Below are 19,190 nucleotides of genomic sequence, written 5' to 3'. Positions count from 1 at the left end.
TTAAGACAACTCAGACTAGATATAGATAACATCATGGAGGTCGTTATTAATGGCGAAAGATTGGAGTCATCTTGTAGCAAATATGTCAAATTTATTAGCACCTAGTATGGCGAAGGATCATCCAAATTTGCCTGTTATAAAAGAAGAGGGTTGCTATTACTTCGGAGTAGACGGCAAGAAATATTTAGATTTTACATCAGGAATTGCGACAACAAATGTTGGTCATCGTCACCCAAAAGTCGTACAAGCGATTAAAGATGGCGCGGACCAGCTCGGACATGGTCCGTCAGGGGTCATCATCTATGAATCGATTTTGACGTTGGCGGAAAGGCTTGGCAAGATTCTTCCTGGAAATTTAGATTGTTTTTTCTTTGCCAACAGCGGTACAGAAGCGATTGAAGGAGCAATCAAGCTAGCGAAACATGTCACGAAACGTCCGTACATTGTGTCATTTATGGGCTGTTTTCACGGCCGTTCGATGGGGGCGTTAAGTGTGACGACTTCCAAAAGCAAATATAGGAAATTTCTGCAACCAACAGGATCTTACCAAGTTCCATACGCAAATACTGCCGACTGTCCGAATGGACTAGACCCGGAAACATATGTTGTCGAGCAATTGGAGAAGGATTTCGCGCGCTTGTTTAATCATCAAGTGACACCTGAAGAGGTGGCGGCGGTAATTGTTGAACCAGTATTGGGCGAAGGTGGCTATATCATCCCGCCCAAAGCTTGGTTGAAAAAAGTTCGCGAAATTTGCGATAAGAACGGTATTCTGCTGATTTTCGATGAGGTCCAAACAGGGTTTGGCCGCACGGGCGAGTGGTTTGCAGCACAAACGTTTGATGTGACTCCTGATATTATGGCGATTGCCAAAGGAATTGCGAACGGTTTGCCGTTAAGTGCAACAGTGGCATCGAAAGAATTAATGCAGCAATGGCCGCTTGGAAGCCATGGAACGACGTTTGGCGGCAATCCAATTGCCTGTTCTGCGGCAATGGCTGTTTTAGATGTGATTGAGGAAGAAGGCTTGCTTGAAAACACGAAAAAAGTTGGTGCTTATGCAGTTGAAAAGCTCCAGCAGCTCAAAGAAAAGCATGCGTTTATTGGGGAAATCCGCGCAGTAGGGTTAATGATTGGGATTGAGATTATCAACCCAGCAACGAAGGAGCCTGATGGCGACGCGCTATTTAGAATCTTGGATCTCACTTTGGAAAATGGAGTGCTCTTCTACTTTTGCGGAAACCAAAGCGAAGTCATCCGCATGATTCCGCCACTAAATGTTACAACTGAACAAATTGACGATGGTCTTGAAATGCTTGACCGTGCTTTAAGCACCTATGCCGAAGAACAAAGCGTGTTTGTATAAAAGATGAGCCTGAGTCCGACTCAGGCTCTTTTGTTTTGTATGTTTTTCCAAAAAAGGTCATTATGAACATTCGGCCGAAGAGATTTGTATGTTTTTAAGCGATAATGCTGGTAACGCGTTTTTTAATCCGAGTACTCGTATTAAAAACACCGAATTTCATTGATATATTGCTAGTACTCGTAATAAATCGTTGTAAAATCAGGGGTTAATCCGAGTACTAGCAATAAAATGGTGTCAGAAGGTCGATATAATCCCTGTACTAGCAATAAAAAATGGCCGAAAATCGATTTAATCCAAGTACTAGCAATAAACCAGCCTAATAATCGCGGTTAATCCAAGTACTAGTAATAAAATTTAGCCTCTGTCCGAACAATCCATCTTCTTAATCCAAGTACTAGCAATAAACCTTAGCTTATTTTTAAGCACTTCCCTTTTTAATCCAAGTACTAGGAATAAATCTTAGCCTATTTATCAGCACTCCACCTATTTAATCCAAGTACTAGGAATAAAAAGCCCAACATTCATTCGGCAAAACAACCCGGCAACTCAATAATTTGCCCCTTTGATACAAATCTCTCCTATGCGCCTAAAGCAGCCTCGTCTGCAATAATCGTTACATTCGGATGATTTTTTAATACCGATGCAGGAAAGTCCTCAGTTGCTTCTCCATGAATAAGTTGTGATAATGCTTCACGTTTGCCTTCACCAGAAATGAGCAACAAAATTTCTTTGCTACGCATAATGCTGGCAATGCCCATTGTAATAGCATGGGTAGGCACTTCATCGATACTGTCAAAGAAGCGTGCATTTGCTTCACGTGTAGAGGCAGTCAATTCAATTATATGTGTTTCAGATTGAAACGAAGTTCCTGGTTCATTAAAAGCGATATGGCCATTTGAGCCGATTCCTAGAATTTGCAAGTCAATGCCACCATGTTCTTTTAATCGGTTTTCATAGTCAACACATTGTTGTTGTGGATTTTCGGTATCACCGAGCGGAACAAATGTATTTGCTTTGTCAATATCGATATGATTAAATAATTGCTCATTCATAAAATACCGGTAACTTTGCGGGTGTTCACCAGAAAGGCCTATGTATTCATCTAAATTAAATGACGTAACCTTTTGATAAGAAGTATCGTTCTCTTGATGATCTTTTACTATTTGAGCGTATAACCCGACAGGAGTACCGCCTGTTGCTAAACCAAGGGTTATGCTTGGATTTTTACGTACTTTCTCGATGAAAAGTTTTGCTGCTTCAAGACTCAATTCGTCATAATTTTTAACTTTAATTATCTTCATGATTGCTCTCCTCCTCAATCCATAGGCATTTCTTTTATATACCGACCTTATATTAGCACGATGAAATATTGTTGTATATACTGGTAAAAATAAATGAAAACTAAATTATTTTACACATAAATTAGGATGGTCAATGATCTCATTTTCTTAATCAATGGGTATAGTATTCCAATTAACGACATGTTATTTCGGTTTGCGAGGTTGTTTTAAAAGGAAAAAGAAGAGTCAATTTGACTCTCCTTTTCTATAAAAATCATCTACTTATTTATTGCCTTCTCAATTGCGGCAACCACGTCTTCAGTCGTACTCATTTGGAGAACGGATTCAGCTAGTTGTTCCATATCCGCCTTATTTAAACGGCTGATGAGGGAACGAGCTTTCAAAATCGATGTTGCACTCATGGAAAACTCATCCAATCCTAATCCTAGCAATACTGGGATTGCCGTTTCATCACCAGCCATCTCTCCGCACATTCCTGCCCATTTGCCTTCTTTATGCGCAGCATCAATGACCATTTTTACGAGGCGTAGAATTGATGGGCTATATGGTTGATACAAATAAGAAACGCGTTCATTCATCCGGTCTGCAGCCATCGTATATTGAATTAAATCATTCGTTCCAATGCTAAAGAAATCGACTTCTTTCGCAAATTGGTCAGCAAGGATGGCTGTAGAAGGGATTTCAACCATAATGCCAATTTCAATATTGTCAGAGACGGCTATTCCTTCAGCGATGAGCTTTTGTTTTTCTTCTTCAAGAACCGCTTTTGCTTGACGGAACTCATCAAGTGTGGCAATCATTGGAAACATGATTTTTAAGTTTCCAGCTGTACTTGCTCTTAACAGCGCTCTTAATTGTGTACGGAATATTTCTTGTTCTTCCAAGCATAAGCGAATCGCTCGATAACCTAGAAACGGATTCATTTCTTTCGGTAAATGTAAATATGGAAGTTCTTTGTCGCCACCAATATCAAGGGTACGAACAACGACAGGCTTGCCAGCCATGCCTTCTAAAACTTCCTTATAAGCGGCATATTGCTCTTCTTCTGTCGGCAACTGGGTTCTGCCCATATAAAGGAATTCAGTTCGATACAAACCAACTCCTTCGCCTCCATTATTGACTACTCCGACTAAATCAGCCGGTGTGCCAATATTTGCTGCCAATTCTACATGATGCCCATCGACAGAAGTTGTTTTTTCATTTACAAGCTTTGCCCATTCTGCTTTTTCAGCTTCGTAAGCGGCTTGTTTTTCTCGATATTGCTGAACCAACTCTTCTGAAGGATTGAGATGCACTTCTCCACTCAAGCCATCGACAATGACAATGTCGCCATTTTGAATTTCTTCGGTTGCTGTTTTTGTGCCAACAACTGCCGGGATTTCTAATGAACGCGCCATGATCGCAGAGTGCGATGTTCTGCCGCCAATATTTGTCGTAAACCCTTTGACAAATTGGCGATTTAATTGAGCTGTATCCGAAGGAGTTAAATCTTCAGCAACAACAATGACTTCCTCTGAAATCAATGAAGGATTGCTCAGTTCCACTTTTAAAAGATGAGCAAGTACCCGCTTCGTTACATCACGAATATCTGCCGCGCGCTCCTTCATATATTCATTATCCATCTGTTCAAATAAGGAGATAAATTGGTCTGCCGTATTTTTTAAGGCAGCTTCTGCATTCATTTGATCGGCTTGAATCTGGTCTTTAATCGGATTCAATAATTCTGGGTCATTCAAGACAAGAAGATGTGCTTCGAAAATCGCCGCCTTGTCTTTGCCAAGGTCTATTTCAGCTTTTTGGCGAATTAGCTCAAGCTCTTGTTTGGCTTCGGCAATGGCGTTTTCAAAACGTTCAATTTCTTTAGCAACGTCCTCAATTTTAGCTTGGTTGACCGTTAAGTCTGGTTCAATTAAACGATAGGCTTTGGCGATAGCGATTCCACTTGAAGCGGCAATTCCTGTTAGGCTACCCATTACTCTGCTAAGCCTTCCTTCGCTAATGTTTCTTCAAGTGATTGTAACGCTTCTTGCTCATCGTCGCCTTCTACATATATTTTAATTTCTGCTCCATGGGCGATTCCTAATGACATGACACCCATAATCGATTTTAAATTCACTTTTTTTTCTTTATATTCAAGTTGAATATCTGACTTGAATTTCGATGCCGCGCTCACTAAAAGTGTCGCTGGTCGTGCGTGAATCCCTGTTTCTTCGATGACTTTGAATTGTTTTTCTACCATTTTAATCCAACTCCTATTCTTTTTGTAAAATTAATCTTAAGATGTAAGATGTATGAGTTAATCGATTGTGGAATAGCGCTTAAATAAGGCAACCATTTCAGTAATCGAGTTCTCCGCTTTTAATCGTTCAATATTGTTTTTGTCATTTAACAGCTTTGTTAGTTGCGACAATGCTTTCAGATGGGTTCTGTTATCAATCGCCGCAATACAAAACAGCAAACGGACGGGATATTTTTCATTATCTAAAAAATAGATCGGCTTATTGAGCTTTAATAAACTCATTCCGACTTTGTTTACGCCCTTCTCAGGACGTGCATGAGGAATGGCGACTTCATGACCAATTACAACGTACGGGCCGTATTTATCGATATTTTCAATCATCGCATCAATATAAGCTGGTTCAATTACCCCATTTAATAGAAGGGGATTGGCAGCAAGTTTAATTGCTTCCTTCCAATCCGTAAGTTCGTCTGCGATTTGAATTGTTTCGTCGTTTATTAAATCTTTAATGACTAGCGATTTTTCTTTTCTAACATCGCCCTTTTTATAAAAAGCGATTTGGCTTAATGCTTGTCTTAGACCGGCTTCATCGTGAATATGGGCAAAACTTCCAACCGTTTGTAGCAGTTCATTTAGTGAAAGGTTGTGATGTTGCATGCCAAACAGCTGTTGATACACTTCATTCACCAGATGATGCTTTTCGTTCGGTGTCATAATCGGTTTCACATAAAAACATGGCAGCCTCGTCTCCGTCAGCCTGACTGTCGAAAATAATAAATCATATTCGGCAAAGTCGCCCTCCTGAAATTCACGGAGCGACAACGTCTTTTCCACGGTAATTTCGGAGAAAAGCGACTCAAGCTGATTTTTCACCATTAATGATGAGCTAATTCCGCTGGGACAAACGACGATGGCTTTCTTTCTTTGCGGCACCGCCTGTTTTGGCTTTTCTAAGAGCGCTCCAAAGTGAATCGTAATAAAACCGATTTCTTCATCAGGAATCGTAATTCGGAGCAATGACCCAATCGGAAGTAATAATTCTTTCACAATTAAAAATAAATCTTTATGTTCGCTTTTAATTTGATCAAGAAGGGGGTTGGTGACTGGAATCCGATACTTCATCCGAAAATAAGCTGGCTTTACATGCTGGTACAATGTTTGCACCACTTCATCCTTCTCTTCAAAGACAATGCATGCTTTTGTTTCAAAATCAAAGACAAGTTGTTCACAAAGCTTAAATAGTAAATCGTGTTCGTTGTTTTGAACAGAGCTTTTATTAAATGCTAGCCCAAGCAGCTGAATCGTTAAATAACCAATTTCAGAATCCACTTGTTCCAACTGTAGAAGTTTGCTTAACTGGCTCGCAGCCGCGCTCATCGCTTCCTTTTTTAATAGCGCCATTTCATCCGAATGGAATGAAACAAGCTTCTGTTCGTTTTGACGGTAATAATAGAACACAAGAAAAAAGGCGAATTGATGTAAACGTTCTTCGACAAAATTTAGTGTAAACTGGTTTTCAATTTGTTTAAGCGCATGCAAAGTATCCTTATAGTGAACGCTTCCATTTCTTTCCTCCACTAAATAATCTAGCAATGCTTCAAAGTAAGGAATATGGACAAGGCGTGATAGGTAATGCATGACAAGTGCCCGTTTATCAAATTCTGTGCCACTTAGATGATAGCCTTTTTTTCTTGAATACCGAATCTCTACTAAATAGGGGCGATTAAGTTCATTTGCTAATTTTAAATCCGAAAAAACGGTGTTTTTACTCACTTTTAACAGCTCTGTTAGATGAAAAGCTGAAATTGTCTCATTTCGGATAAATAAATAAAGGTAAATGACTGCCAACCGTTCTTCTTCTGTTAAAACAAAATTCTGTTTTTGTTGATCGAAAAGCTCTGTCTTGTGAAAATAATTCACAACATCCTCTGGCACGATGATCGATTGGTTGCCCTTATAGTGGATCGTTGATAGATTTCGCTCTAGCAACCATTGATTCACTTTCTCCAAATCATAGGTGATTTGCCGTTTCGAAAGTTGAGTAGCATCCATTAATTGAATCATGGTGAGTTCCTTCACTTTTAAGAGATAATCTAATAAAAGTGCCGGACGTTTATCAATCATCATTGGTAAGCCCTCCTAATAAATATTTTACAGTAAACCGTTTTCATATAGGTGAAAAATAGGGAACAAATCATGTGCAAGTGAGCGAACAAAATTGTGTTCACCTCTAATTAAACACATCATTGTTATATTATAGTCGAATGCTTCTCTAATTTTAAAGGGTGACAAATCTGTTGCTAAAGTGTATGTCTAATGAATCATTCTGGCAGAAATTCAACACCCTTTTCTTTTAAGAAAAAGCCAGATTCATTATAATGAAGATATTCGATGTTTAATGGTCGGCTCATAACGACTTATGGGGGAAGGAATATGAGTTTTATAAAATCAGTACTTATTGATGGAGAGAAGATCCATATTTTTAATAGTGCCCTTTATCTTTTCGAGTCTTATTCGGGATGCACGCTGAACTTAGATGTTATCGTTAGCGAGGTCGCTTTAAAAAAGTATCATAATAAAGAAAGTTTAATCGTTGAAATCGAGTTGAAAGATGGGCGAGTCATCAGTTCATTTATGTTTTTAAAAACGGTTCCTGGCGGGCTGCCACAGCTTAATTTGTTTTGTGAATTAGATGATCCCGATGAATATTCTGATCTTCTGCGTGTCCATGAAAATGATTCGGAATTTCCGAGGATTGAAGAAGGAATAACATTAGAGGATATTAGAAAAGTAGAAATGCCAAATGAAAAAGTGACGGTAAAATTAACCTTACCGATTAATCAAGTCGAGTGGCTGAAAAGCCAAAAAGCGCGCGAGTTAAATAAAATAGTTAACGAAATGATTGAGCGCTATTGGAATGAACAAGACCGCAAAAAGGAGAGTGAGACAAAATAAACTCTCCTTTCATTTTTCATCTAAAATAATTAAAGCGAGAAAGAGAATAAACAAATCATTGATGTTTGCGGTGCTAAAGTCAGTAATATCTTTGATTTTTTTCAGACGGTAATGAAGTGTATTGATGTGAATATGCAAGGCTTCAGCCGTCTTTTTTAACGAGTGGTTTTGCTTGAATAATTCTTTTAATGTATCTGTTAGTTCGCTATCGGGTAAGAGCGGGCCAATTGTCCGATCAACAAATTCAGACTTCGTTTCCGGAGAAAGATCGTCTAAAATCATTTCCAGTGTCAAATCTTCGTCAAACACAAGCTTTTCCTCATTTTTTGCTACCTGCAACGCTCGTTCGGCTTGACGGTAACTCGCGACCAATTGAAAAGGTGACACCGCCTTTCCAGCACCTGCTGAAATTGCCGTTCCAAATGTGTATTTTAAAAAATCATGGAACTGATTGATTTTATCTCGTAATTCTTTAGGGGAGCCTGAAACCTCCAATAATAAAACAATCCGATCATTTCCCCAGCGAAAGATAAAGTCTTGCTCCGTCTTTTTTCCCCAGGAATACAGCTGGGTCCAGATTTCACGGTTTATATACTTATTGTCCTGCTTAAACTTAGCGATGACCATTTGTCGCGATACTTCTAAGTTAATATTTAAAAGCTTTGCACGCTCAGTAAAACTCGAATCCCAGTCCTTTTCTTGTAGCCAGTCAAACACAAAGCCTTCAATTGCGCGCGAGTGCCAATCCGATTGCTCGGCAAAATGATTTTCACTAATTAGTAATTCGGTCATTTTTCGAATAATTTCGCCAAACGGGGAAACCTTTGCAGGGGTCCCGGTTATCCCGATGACACCGATGACTTTTTTTTGAAAAAAGACAGGCAGATTGATGCCCGGCTTCACTCCTTGCAGCTGTTCTTGTTTTTTCTGATTAATAGTCAGCTTTTTTCCGTTTTGTGCGGCGATTTTTGCTCCTTCATGAAAATTCCCAATTCGATTGATATCTGTACTGGCAATGATGATTCCATTTGTATTAACGACAATAATATCTTCGTTTAAGTATTTTCTCACTTCACTAATAATTTTTTCGGCAAGCTCAGGTGTTAGCATAAAGTCGGTCCCTCATTTTTTTCTTCTATATATATTAAGTATACCGATTTTTCCTGAACTTTTTAAAGAAAACTCGCCAAGCAGCGAGTTTTTCTTTAAAACAAAGTTTAATCGAAGCACTAAGTTTATTTTTCGCTATTTTAATTCGAGTACGGGTAAAAATAATGTTTTTCCCCGTAAGGTCATTTATGAACAATTGGCTTGAAAAAATCCTTGTGTTTTTTGAGCGATAATGCTGGTAACGCGTTTTTTAATCCAAGTACTCGGATTAAAAACACCAAATTTCGTTGCTATATTGCTAGTACTCGTAATAAAAGGCTGTAAAATGAGGGTTTAATCCGAGTACTAGCAATAAAATGACGGCAGAAGGCCGATATAATCCCTGTACTAGCAATAAAAAACGGCCCAAAATCGGTTTAATCCAAGTACTAGCAATAAACTAGCCTTATCATTACGGTTAATCCAAGTACGAGCAATAAATCTTCGCTTATTTATGAACAATTCACCTGGTTAATCCAAGTACTGTCCATCACATCATTTATAACTAACCGAGTTATTTAATTATAGAACGATGAAGAACCGGGCAGCACAATTTGCCCGGTTCTTCTAATTACTGACTATTTCTTTTGTTCCGCGGCTTCGAGTAATAAATCAACTATATGAACAGCTCTCATTTTGTCTGCTAACCCTTCGCGTTCAATTCCAAGTTTCATTTGCAGCAAGCATCCAGGGTTTGCGGTGACAATCGTCGTCGCATGGGTCGCCTTCGTTTGCTCCATTTTATAATCTAAAATTTGCATCGACATTTCTGATTCAACAATATTATAGACGCCTGCTGAGCCGCAACAACGATCGGCATCTTTCATTTCACGATACTCACTTCCGTTGATGGCTTGAAGCAAAGCCCGTGGAGCCGAAGCCGTTTTCATCACATTGCGTAAATGACACGAGTCCTGATAAGTGATGATTTGGTGAGGCAGTTTCAGGTCGACTTTTTTATGAAAATCGAGCTCATAAAGAATTTGTGAGATATCTTTAATTTTATCAGTGAAGGCTTTAGCACGGTCTTTCCATTCAGGATCATCCTTGAGTAGATGATCATAGTCGACGAGAAATGCGCCACAGCCACCGGCATTTGTAATAATATAATCGACTTCAAAATCTTCAAAGGCTTGAATATTTCGCTTAGCGAGTTCTTTTGCGGACGATTTTTCCCCGCTATGACCGTGTAAAGCGCCACAACAAGCTTGTTCTTGCGGTGTGACGATTTCACAACCTGCATGTTGAAGTAATTTCATCGTTGCGTCATTCGTTTCTAAGAACATGGTATCCATTAAGCAACCTTTAAAGAAAGCGACTTTTTTCGTTTGTTTCCCAATTGGTGCAAGATGCTCCGGACGATTTTTCATTTGCTTCATCGTTGGAACCTTTGGCAATACTCGTTCCATTGTCGATAAACTATCAGGGAACAGCTTCATCACACCTGTTTTTCGGGCAACAGTTTGTAGACCTGACCGTTGGTAAAAGCTAAGCAGTCCCATCGCCGTTCTCATTCGGTTTGGATGTGGGAATAATTCATCGAAAATGACCTTGCGCACGAGTCGAACGGGTGCAGAATGTTTTTTATTTTGTTGAATGATATCGCGTGCTTCTTCGAGCAGAAATCCGTATTTTACTCCTGAAGGACAAACAGGTTCACACGCCCGGCAGCCAAGGCAAAGATCTAACGAACGCTCGACCTCTTCATCTGGTTCAATGATACCGTCAACGACCGCTTTCATTAAGGCAATTCGCCCCCGTGGGGAATGGGTTTCTTTATAACCTGATTCAATATAGGTCGGGCATGCAGGCAAACAGAAACCGCAGCGCATACAATTGAGCAGTTCATCCTCGTTCATCCGGTCTTTAAACTCAGTTTGAATGACTTGTTGTTCCTTCACTGTTGTCATTTTGATACCACCAACCTTTTTCGGCTCTCCTTCGCGAATATTTTGCCAGGGTTCATAATATTTTTAGGATCTAAGCTTGTTTTGATTGCCTTCATCGCCGCAATCCCTTCTTTGCCAAACTTCCATTCTAAATAGGGTGCCTTCATTACACCTACACCATGTTCGCCGGTAATCGTCCCGCCAAGCTCAATCGCTAGAGCAAAGATTTCTGCGAACGCTTCTTCCACCCGTTCCATTTCATCATGGTCACGTGCATCTGTCGGACATGTAGGATGGAGGTTGCCATCTCCAGCATGGCCAAATGTACAAATATCGACGTTGTATTTTTTTGCAATGCGGTTGATGCCATTAACCATTGTGGCAATTTCCGAACGAGGAACGGTCGCATCTTCTAAAATCGTTGTTGGTTTTAACCTTGCTAGTGCTGATAAGGCAGAGCGTCTCGCGGTTGTGAGTGCTTCAGCATGTTCATCTGATTTGGCAATCTCAACGGAGACCGCATTTTCAGCTTTACAAATTTCGGCAATTTTCTTTAAATCTTTTTCAACGGTTTCAGGTGAGCCGTCTTGTTCGATTAAAAGTACAGCAGCTACATTTGTTGGCAGCCCGATTTGGGCGAAGTCTTCAACCACTTTTAGCGTTTGTTGGTCGAGGAATTCCATCGTTGCTGGGATGATCCGATTAGCAATGATTGTTGAAACCGTTTTCGCAGCAGCTTCTAAATCGTGATAAAGGGCCAACATAACTTTCTTCGTTTCAGGCATCGGAACTAATTTAAAAGTTGCTTCAGTAATAATACCGAGCGTTCCTTCAGAACCGACATATAAACGGGTTAAATCGTATCCGGCTACATCTTTTGCCAGCTTTCCGCCTGTACGAATAACGTCTCCATTAGCAAGAACGACTTCAAGGGCAATGACATAATCGCGTGTGACCCCATATTTTAAGCCACGGAGTCCGCCTGAGTTTTCATTAATATTTCCGCCAATTGTAGAGATTTTCATTGATGATGGATCCGGAGGATAAAACAAACCCTTCGCTTCGACCGCATGAATCATATCAAGTGTGATTACACCAGGTTCTACAGTAACGGTTAAGTTTTCTTCATCTATTTCGAGAAGTTTGTTCATATGTTTGAATAGCATGACAAGTCCGCCTTCAAGAGGACATGTTCCACCACAAAGATTTGATGCAGAACCCCTTGGTACGATGGGAACTTCATATTGATTACAAATTTTTACAATCTCGGAAACTTCTTTCGTATTGCGAGGACTGATGATCGCATCTGGCATCGATTGAAAATTGGGCGTTGCATCATAGGAGTAACTTAATCTAGTTGCCTTTGAATCTTCGTAGTTTTCTTGGCCGACAATTTCGATGAATTTCTGTTTCACTTCGTTCGCTATCATTTAACATCTCTCCCAACGTCAAAGTAACTTAAGTATAATTAAAATGTTATAAAAAGTTCTATGGATTTTTATACTAAAATTACGTAAAAAAACATTTGTATTTTGTATTTACATACAATTGTCTTGATTAGGAAGTTTATTTCACAGTTGTGAAGAGTATATGAAATTTAACCGTTTTAGAGAGGAAATCGAGCATTTTGAGTGAATTCATTCGCCTTTTGGAGAAAGAATTTCCGAGAATCATAGGAGGTGATGTCGAAATATGTTTAAATTTTGGGAATATTAATTATGGACATTTTATTGATTTAAGCGTTGAACAACTGATTAAAATATGTCATATTAAAAATACAGTCATCTGATGACCTAACTATCAGATAACCTTATTTTTATGTTTTTAATAGTGGTATTTTGTTTAAGTAATGTAGTAGAAAGGTAAATTAGAAGGGTAGGGTTAGCATGTATTTACTAATTGCTTTAAGTGCGATTATAGCACCATTTCTTTTTCTCGTTATTTTAAGAATGCCTGCTGCAAAAGGGATGACTTTAAGTTCAATTATCGTCATTTTGTTAGCGCTTACGACTTGGGGAATGGAAGGGAAAGTGGTTATTTCTTCCATCCTGCAGGGTGGCCATAAGACGTTGACAATTTTGTGGATTTTGTTTGGTGCACTAGTGTTGTTAAACACACTGCGAAAAACAGGTGCGGTAGACAGGATTAATCAAGGCTTCCAAGGGATTTCCGGGGATATGCGCGTACAGACAATTATCGTAGCTTTCCTTTTTGGATCATTAATTGAAGGTGCAGCAGGATTTGGTACGCCAGCGATGGTAACTGCTCCGTTAATGATTGCTTTAGGGTTTAGACCGTTAGCGGCAGCAACAATTGCGTTAATTGCTGATAGTACATCAGTTGCTTTCGGTGCTGTCGGAACACCAGTTGCGGTGGGACTAAGCAATATACCTGGAGCAGATACAGCATTTTTTCACGAAATCGCGGTAACAGTTACCACGATTGACCTTTTAGCCGGGACATTTGTTCCATTTATTCTAATTGGGGTTTTAACAATCTTCTTCGGAAAAGGCATTAAAGATGCATGGCCGATGTTGCCTTGGGCGCTGTTAATTGGAATCGTTTATACAGGTAGTGCATTTATTTATGCAAACCTTTTCGGACATGAGTTTGTTTCTATTCTTGCTTCGCTTACAGGAATCATTGTTGCAACGGTCACTGCGAAAAAGGGCTGGTTGATTCCGAAAACAGAGTGGAAAGAGGCATTAAGTGAAGGTTTCCAACCATCAACAGAAAAATCAAGTATGGGTCTAATTACTGCTTGGTCACCATACTTAGTGGTTGTTGCCCTATTATTACTTACACGTATTGTCCCATGGTTGAAAACATTTACACAAACAGCGATTGATCTCTCATGGCGCAATATTTTAGGAGTTGAAGGAATCACTTCTGGATGGGAGCTCTTATACTCACCAGGAAGTATTCTCACGATTGCTGCAATCTTTGCGTTTATCATGCAAAAAAAATCGTACAAAACATTTGTTGAGGCTTCAAAGTCAACACTTACAACGATGAAAACAACTTCAATTTCATTGATTGCGACTTTGTCTATGGTACAAGTGTTTGTTAACTCAGGAATGAATTTGAATGATCTTGTCAGTATGCCTCAACATATTGCTATATCTTTAGCAGCGTCATTAGGCTCTGTGTGGATTTTCGTTGCGCCGTTCCTAGGGGAACTAGGGGCATTTATTACTGGAAGCGCGACCGTATCAACATTAACCTTCTCGCCAATTCAATACAGTGTTGCGAATCAGGTTGGACTAGAAACAAATGTTGTTCTTGCTGCTCAATTAATCGGAGCAGGTGCGGGAAATATGATTTGTGTTCATAACGTTGTGGCTGCTGGTGCCGTCGTAGGACTAGCTGGAAAAGAAGGAGAAATTATTCGTAAAACATTAGGGCCAGCAATTATCTATGGATTGCTCGTCGGGATTTCTGGGTTCATCTATTTAAGTTTTCTATAAGGATAAAATATTCCAAATAGGAACATCATCTTCAATATACGCGATCTAGTATAATAAAGGTCAAAAGGTGGAGATGTAGGGATGGAATATAAACGAATTCGGGCAAGAAAAATCTATGAAGAAGTGGCCGATTCAATTATTGAATTAATAAAAAATGGCGATTTAAAACCTGGAGATAAACTAGATTCAGTCGGAAAGCTAGCGAAAAGCTTTGCGGTCGGCAGCTCGACGATACGCGAAGCTTTAAGCGGGCTAAGAACGTTGGGCCTTATCGAAATGCGACAGGGAGAAGGGACGTTTGTGAATACATTCGACCCTTCTAAGTTTCAATTGCCCGTAACGAGCGCGTTCTTGATGAAGCTAGAAGATGTGAAGGAACTTTATGAAGTACGCAAGATTCTAGAAATTGGTACGGCTGCTCATGCAGCGCGAGTCTATCAAAACGGCGATTTAATTCCAATTGAAAAAGCACTTATTGTGATGGAGAACGCTAGTGGCAATGAAGATCTTGCGACAAGTGCAGATATTGATTTTCATATTGCAATTGCCAATGCGACACATAATAAACTCCTGATCAATCTTATGAGCAGTGTGTCCGCGCTCATTACGGAGACGATTCAAGAAACACGCAGAGTTTTATTATATTCCGATAATCAACCGGATATTCTATTAAAAGAACATCAGCGAATCTTCCATGCAATTAAAAATCGTAACGAGGATGAAGCAAGACAAGCCATGTTTGACCATTTAGAAAACGTACAAAAACGTCTGTTTAAATACATCGAATAAGAATATTGTACCCATTTCAAAATGCTATAAAGTTTATTAGGGGAATTTTTATACGTGCAGCAGACCTTCAGTGAGGTGCAATCTCCACTGATTATAGTTAATGTGACATAATAAGGGCAAAAGATTTTTTATACTCTCAAGAGGTGAACATAAATGAAAGTCTCATTATTTAGTACTTGTTTGAGCGACCTTATCTTCGCGAATGTCGCCAAAGATACATTAGAATTATTGGAGCGGTTTGGTTGTGAAGTGGATTATCCGATGGAACAAACATGTTGCGGACAACCTGCCTATAATAGCGGTTATTTAAAAGAAGCGAAAGAATCGATGAAGCAAATGATTCGTGCCTTCAGGAATTCTGAATATGTCGTTGGCCCATCAGGTTCCTGTGTTGGAATGCTGAAGGAGTATCCGAAAATTTTTGCTGGTGACCCAGAGTGGGAACAACCAGCAAAGGATTTTGCAGCAAAATCATATGAAATTACCCAGTTTCTTGTCGATGTCCTCGGAGTAACCGACGTCGGTTCCACATTTAAAGGAAAAGTAACATACCATCCATCCTGTCATATGACAAGAATATTAGGCGTAAAAGACCAACCGATGATTTTGCTTGAAAATGTTAAAGAAGTCGAACTTGTTGATTTGCCGGTAGCCGAGGATTGCTGTGGATTTGGCGGAACGTTTTCCGTGAAAAACTCCGTAATCTCTGGAGAAATGGTAAAGGAAAAATCAAAGCATGTGTCTGAAACAGGAGCAGAATATTTAGTTGGCGCCGATATGGGATGTTTAATGAATATTGCGGGGAGAATGCGCAAAGAAGGAAAAAATGTAAAAGTTGTCCACATAACAGAAATTTTAAATACGAACTAGAATGGAGGAGAACAGATGAGTATCAAACTCGGAGAAATTCCATATGAAGAACGGGTGCAAAAGGGGATTGAAAATGACTTTATGCGCCAAGCTGTATCTTCTGCACAAGGTCGTTTCCGTTCAGGACGTCTCTATCAAGCGGCCGAACTTGGGAATTGGGAAGACTGGAGGCAATTAGGTGCGGAAATTCGGAATCATACGTTAGAAAATCTTGATTATTATTTACATCAATTAAGCGAACAAGTTGAAAAAAGAGGCGGAAATGTCTTTTTCGCGGAAACGGCAGAAGAAGCAACAGATTATATTAAAAATGTCGTCCAAAAGAAAAATGCGAAAAAAGTTGTTAAAGCCAAATCAATGGTAACGGAAGAAATCGGTTTAAATAAAGCGCTGCAAGAGGCAGGCGCAGAGGTGGTTGAATCCGATCTAGGAGAATGGATATTGCAGTTAGATGAAGATCCACCATCCCATATCGTTACGCCAGCGTTGCATAAAAATAGACAACAAATTCGCGAAACATTTGCGAAAAAACGTGGTTATGATGGCCCTGATACACCTGAAGAGTTAGGTGCGTTTGCACGTGAACAATTGCGGAAGGACTTCTTAGCAGCAGATGTAGGGATTACCGGCTGTAACTTTGCGATTGCCGAATCTGGAGCAATTACGTTAGTAACAAATGAAGGAAATGCGGAAATGGCAACGACTCTTCCGGATACATTAATCACTGTAATGGGAATGGAACGAATTGTGCCTACATGGGAAGAGATGGAAGTCCTTGTCAGTTTATTAACGAGAGCCGCTGTAGGTCAAAAATTAACAAGTTATGTGACGGCCTACACAGGTACACGTTTACAAGATGAAATCGATGGTCCGGATGATTATCATTTAGTGATTGTCGATAATGGACGTTCGAAAATTTTAGGAACGGAATTCCAAGAGGCACTTCATTGTATTCGTTGTGCGGCATGTATTAATGTATGTCCAGTTTATCGTCAAATCGGCGGTCACGCATACAACTCCATCTACCCAGGTCCAATTGGTGCGGTGTTGACCCCATTGTTAGAAGGGTATGATGATCATAAGGATCTTCCATATGCCTCTACGTTATGCGCTGCTTGTACGGAAGCATGTCCAGTAAAAATCCCATTGCATGAAATGCTCATTCGTCATCGCCAAATTATCGTTGAAGAAGAAAAGAAAGCTCCTGCGGCTGAAAAATTGCTAATGAAAGGCTTTGCGAAATGGTCATCTAGTCCAGCACTTTATAATATGAGTGCGAAAATGGCTGGACCAGCTTTACGACCTTGGTCAAAGGATGGCAATATTGAAAATGGTCCAGGACCTCTAAAATTATGGACGGATATCCGTGATTTCCCAGCACCACAGCAATCGTTCCGTTCATGGTTTAAACAACGAGAGAAAGATGGTGAGTCTTGATGGCGATTCAAAATCGTGAAGCATTTTTAAATAAAGTAGCGACAAGCTTAGGGCGTCCTCGTCGTACAGAAGGTGTCGAACGCCCTTCTTGGTCTGTCAGCCCCCAGAATGATGTTTTTAAAGGAGCATCACAAGATGAGTTAGTTGACATTCTAGCGAAGCATTGTGAAGTCATTCATACGAAATTCAAACAAACCGATACAAATGGGTTAAAAGACGTTCTTCTTGAAACGATTCGCGGTTTTGGCGGCAAGTCGGTAATTGCCTCAAATGACGCACGCATAAAAGACTTTGGCTTAAGTGACTTTTATCAAAAGTTAGGGGAAGAAGCCGAGGTTCATATATGGGATCATAAACTCGGTACAGAGAACCAAAAGATTGCCGAACGTGCCGATGTTGGAATCGTGTTTAGTGATATTACGCTAGCGGAAACAGCAACGGTGACCTTATTTAATGATAAGAACAACGGCCGTACAATTAGTTTATTGCCAACGGCTTTTGTCGCGATCATTCCAAAAAGCACAATCGTGCCGCGAATCACTCAAGCAACGAAAAAAATCCATGAAGCAGAAGTTCGTGGCGAAGTCGTTCCATCAACTGTTAGCTTCATCTCCGGCCCAAGCAACAGTGCCGACATCGAAATGAACCTCATCGTCGGTGTCCACGGTCCGGTGTACGCAACCTATATAGTTGTCGAAGATCAATAGCGCTTGCGCTTTGATCTTCGCCCTTAAGGGCTCGCCAATCGGCGAGTTTTCTTTCGATTAAACAAAAAAATAAAAACTGATAAAGAGAAAGGGGGCTTTGGGTGATCTGGTTGATTCTTGCGTTAGTAGGATTTGTAGGGGCTGCGGTCGGCAGTTTGGCCGGGCTCGGTGGTGGAATCATCATTGTCCCATCGCTGTTGTTTTTGAGTGAAAAAACAAACTTACTCCCAGCATTAAGCCCGCAAATTGTTGTTGGTACATCGATTTTAATCCTTATCGTGACAGGATTGTCTTCAACTTTAGCTTACATGAAACAAAAAAAAGTGGATTATATAAGTGGTATGATCTTTTTTATCGGCAGTGGACCTGGCGCTTATGTTGGTGCGATAATTAATTCACGGTTTGATCCAAGTGTGTTTTCACTAATCTTCGGGGCATTGATCATTTTCATTGCGATTGTCATGTCGGTAACAAAGCATCTGAAATCGATTACGCTTAAAAACGGACTGACTAGGATGTACATAAAACCAACAGGTGAAGAACTAACGTATAAAGTGAACCCAGTTCTCGCGGTTTTCATTTGTTTCTTTATCGGAATGCTATCTGGTTTGTTCGGTATTGGCGGAGGTTCGTTATTGGTTCCGGTCATGTTGCTCATCTTTGGTTTCCCACTGGCAGTAGCGATTCCAACGTCGATGTTTATGGTGTTTCTGTCTGCGATTGTCGGTTCAGTCGCCCATATTCGCTTAGGGAATGTAGAATGGTTATACGCGCTTGCATTAATTCCCGGTGCGTGGTTTGGTGGAAAATTTGGTTCGTACTTAAACGATATTTTAAACGATAAAACCGTTCTTTACATCTTTCGAATTCTACTAGTTGTTGTCGGCGTTCGTATGATTGTTTCAAATATAGGTTAGCTGAAATGGATGAACGTATCAATTTTCCCCACCCCTTGCTTCCTCGGCGGGGGTATGAGAGACTAAGTAGTGGGATTCTACGCGGTTTTTTTGTGAGGACAAAA

General features: G+C 40.1%; 15 protein-coding genes. 8 read left to right on the top strand and 7 right to left on the bottom strand.

The window, feature by feature from the left end; all coding sequences use genetic code 11:
• Positions 1–49 precede the first annotated feature (49 nt).
• Positions 50–1,366: an aspartate aminotransferase family protein gene (locus GNT69_RS01870; protein ID WP_203553242.1), complete on the top strand. Its 1,317-nt coding sequence runs from the start codon at positions 50–52 to the stop codon at positions 1,364–1,366.
• A 578-nt stretch (positions 1,367–1,944) separates the two neighbouring features.
• Here GNT69_RS01870 and nagB read toward each other — a convergent pair.
• From nagB to GNT69_RS01850, 4 genes are all read right to left on the bottom strand, one after another.
• The gene (gene nagB / locus GNT69_RS01865; protein WP_203553241.1) at positions 1,945–2,667 is read right to left on the bottom strand and encodes a glucosamine-6-phosphate deaminase; all 723 of its coding nucleotides are present in this window, start codon (positions 2,665–2,667) and stop codon (positions 1,945–1,947) included.
• A 257-nt stretch (positions 2,668–2,924) separates the two neighbouring features.
• On the bottom strand, positions 2,925–4,640 hold the full coding sequence (gene ptsP / locus GNT69_RS01860; protein ID WP_203553240.1) for a phosphoenolpyruvate--protein phosphotransferase: 1,716 nt from the start codon (positions 4,638–4,640) through the stop codon (positions 2,925–2,927).
• Entirely contained in the window at positions 4,640–4,906 is a 267-nt protein-coding gene (locus GNT69_RS01855; RefSeq protein ID WP_203553239.1) for a phosphocarrier protein HPr, read from the bottom strand. Before GNT69_RS01855 ends, ptsP begins: the two co-directional genes overlap by 1 nt.
• 57 nt (positions 4,907–4,963) lie before the next feature.
• Entirely contained in the window at positions 4,964–7,033 is a 2,070-nt protein-coding gene (locus tag GNT69_RS01850; protein WP_203553238.1) for a BglG family transcription antiterminator, read from the bottom strand.
• Positions 7,034–7,339: 306 nt separating this feature from the next.
• Between GNT69_RS01850 and GNT69_RS01845 the strand changes: the two genes are divergently transcribed.
• The gene (locus GNT69_RS01845) at positions 7,340–7,861 is read left to right on the top strand and encodes a hypothetical protein (protein WP_203553237.1); all 522 of its coding nucleotides are present in this window, start codon (positions 7,340–7,342) and stop codon (positions 7,859–7,861) included.
• Between the two features lie 9 nt (positions 7,862–7,870).
• On the opposite strand, the gene GNT69_RS01840 is transcribed toward GNT69_RS01845, so the two are convergent.
• From GNT69_RS01840 to glcD, 3 genes are all read right to left on the bottom strand, one after another.
• Positions 7,871–8,971, bottom strand: coding sequence for a CdaR family transcriptional regulator (locus tag GNT69_RS01840; protein ID WP_203553236.1), 1,101 nt, complete (start codon positions 8,969–8,971; stop codon positions 7,871–7,873).
• Positions 8,972–9,588: 617 nt separating this feature from the next.
• Complete coding sequence (locus GNT69_RS01835; RefSeq protein WP_203553235.1) at positions 9,589–10,920, bottom strand: (Fe-S)-binding protein; 1,332 nt, start codon at positions 10,918–10,920, stop codon at positions 9,589–9,591.
• Positions 10,917–12,329 carry a glycolate oxidase subunit GlcD gene (gene glcD / locus GNT69_RS01830; RefSeq protein ID WP_203553234.1) on the bottom strand — a complete coding sequence of 471 codons (1,413 nt, stop codon included), beginning with the start codon at positions 12,327–12,329 and terminating at the stop codon, positions 10,917–10,919. The genes GNT69_RS01835 and glcD overlap by 4 nt, the downstream gene beginning before the upstream one ends.
• 456 nt (positions 12,330–12,785) lie before the next feature.
• On the opposite strand from glcD, the gene GNT69_RS01825 reads away from it, so the two are divergent.
• The 6 genes from GNT69_RS01825 to GNT69_RS01800 all read left to right on the top strand — a co-directional run bounded on the left by GNT69_RS01825 (position 12,786) and on the right by GNT69_RS01800 (position 19,086).
• On the top strand, positions 12,786–14,366 hold the full coding sequence (locus tag GNT69_RS01825; RefSeq protein WP_203553233.1) for an L-lactate permease: 1,581 nt from the start codon (positions 12,786–12,788) through the stop codon (positions 14,364–14,366).
• An 81-nt stretch (positions 14,367–14,447) separates the two neighbouring features.
• Positions 14,448–15,155 (top strand): FadR/GntR family transcriptional regulator, encoded by a 708-nt coding sequence (locus tag GNT69_RS01820; protein ID WP_203553232.1) that lies wholly within the window; start codon positions 14,448–14,450, stop codon positions 15,153–15,155.
• 153 nt (positions 15,156–15,308) lie between these two features.
• The gene (locus GNT69_RS01815; RefSeq protein WP_203553231.1) at positions 15,309–16,025 is read left to right on the top strand and encodes a (Fe-S)-binding protein; all 717 of its coding nucleotides are present in this window, start codon (positions 15,309–15,311) and stop codon (positions 16,023–16,025) included.
• A gap of 15 nt (positions 16,026–16,040) precedes the next feature.
• Positions 16,041–17,462, top strand: a complete 1,422-nt coding sequence (locus tag GNT69_RS01810) for a LutB/LldF family L-lactate oxidation iron-sulfur protein (protein WP_203553230.1) — start codon at positions 16,041–16,043, stop codon at positions 17,460–17,462.
• Positions 17,462–18,169, top strand: a complete 708-nt coding sequence (locus GNT69_RS01805) for a LutC/YkgG family protein (RefSeq protein ID WP_203553229.1) — start codon at positions 17,462–17,464, stop codon at positions 18,167–18,169. Before GNT69_RS01810 ends, GNT69_RS01805 begins: the two co-directional genes overlap by 1 nt.
• A gap of 101 nt (positions 18,170–18,270) precedes the next feature.
• Positions 18,271–19,086, top strand: a complete 816-nt coding sequence (locus GNT69_RS01800; RefSeq protein ID WP_203553228.1) for a TSUP family transporter — start codon at positions 18,271–18,273, stop codon at positions 19,084–19,086.
• The last annotated feature ends 104 nt before the right edge of the window (positions 19,087–19,190 follow it).

The sequence above is a fragment of the Bacillus sp. B15-48 genome, from assembly GCF_016879755.1.
Taxonomy (GTDB): Bacteria; Bacillota; Bacilli; order Bacillales; family Cytobacillaceae; genus Mesobacillus_B.
This window is presented reverse-complemented; position numbering and strand designations above follow the sequence as displayed.

What these genes read in the sequence shown, in the direction of transcription:
- GNT69_RS01845 (WP_203553237.1), top strand. Translation starts at nt 7,340, where the DNA reads ATGAGTTTTATAAAATCAGTACTTATTGATGGAGAGAAGATCCATATT.
- ptsP (WP_203553240.1), bottom strand. Translation starts at nt 4,640, where the DNA reads ATGGGTAGCCTAACAGGAATTGCCGCTTCAAGTGGAATCGCTATCGCC.
- GNT69_RS01815 (WP_203553231.1), top strand. Translation starts at nt 15,309, where the DNA reads ATGAAAGTCTCATTATTTAGTACTTGTTTGAGCGACCTTATCTTCGCG.
- GNT69_RS01870 (WP_203553242.1), top strand. Translation starts at nt 50, where the DNA reads ATGGCGAAAGATTGGAGTCATCTTGTAGCAAATATGTCAAATTTATTA.
- GNT69_RS01805 (WP_203553229.1), top strand. Translation starts at nt 17,462, where the DNA reads ATGGCGATTCAAAATCGTGAAGCATTTTTAAATAAAGTAGCGACAAGC.
- GNT69_RS01810 (WP_203553230.1), top strand. Translation starts at nt 16,041, where the DNA reads ATGAGTATCAAACTCGGAGAAATTCCATATGAAGAACGGGTGCAAAAG.
- GNT69_RS01840 (WP_203553236.1), bottom strand. Translation starts at nt 8,971, where the DNA reads ATGCTAACACCTGAGCTTGCCGAAAAAATTATTAGTGAAGTGAGAAAA.
- GNT69_RS01850 (WP_203553238.1), bottom strand. Translation starts at nt 7,033, where the DNA reads ATGATGATTGATAAACGTCCGGCACTTTTATTAGATTATCTCTTAAAA.
- glcD (WP_203553234.1), bottom strand. Translation starts at nt 12,329, where the DNA reads ATGATAGCGAACGAAGTGAAACAGAAATTCATCGAAATTGTCGGCCAA.
- GNT69_RS01855 (WP_203553239.1), bottom strand. Translation starts at nt 4,906, where the DNA reads ATGGTAGAAAAACAATTCAAAGTCATCGAAGAAACAGGGATTCACGCA.
- nagB (WP_203553241.1), bottom strand. Translation starts at nt 2,667, where the DNA reads ATGAAGATAATTAAAGTTAAAAATTATGACGAATTGAGTCTTGAAGCA.
- GNT69_RS01820 (WP_203553232.1), top strand. Translation starts at nt 14,448, where the DNA reads ATGGAATATAAACGAATTCGGGCAAGAAAAATCTATGAAGAAGTGGCC.
- GNT69_RS01835 (WP_203553235.1), bottom strand. Translation starts at nt 10,920, where the DNA reads ATGACAACAGTGAAGGAACAACAAGTCATTCAAACTGAGTTTAAAGAC.
- GNT69_RS01825 (WP_203553233.1), top strand. Translation starts at nt 12,786, where the DNA reads ATGTATTTACTAATTGCTTTAAGTGCGATTATAGCACCATTTCTTTTT.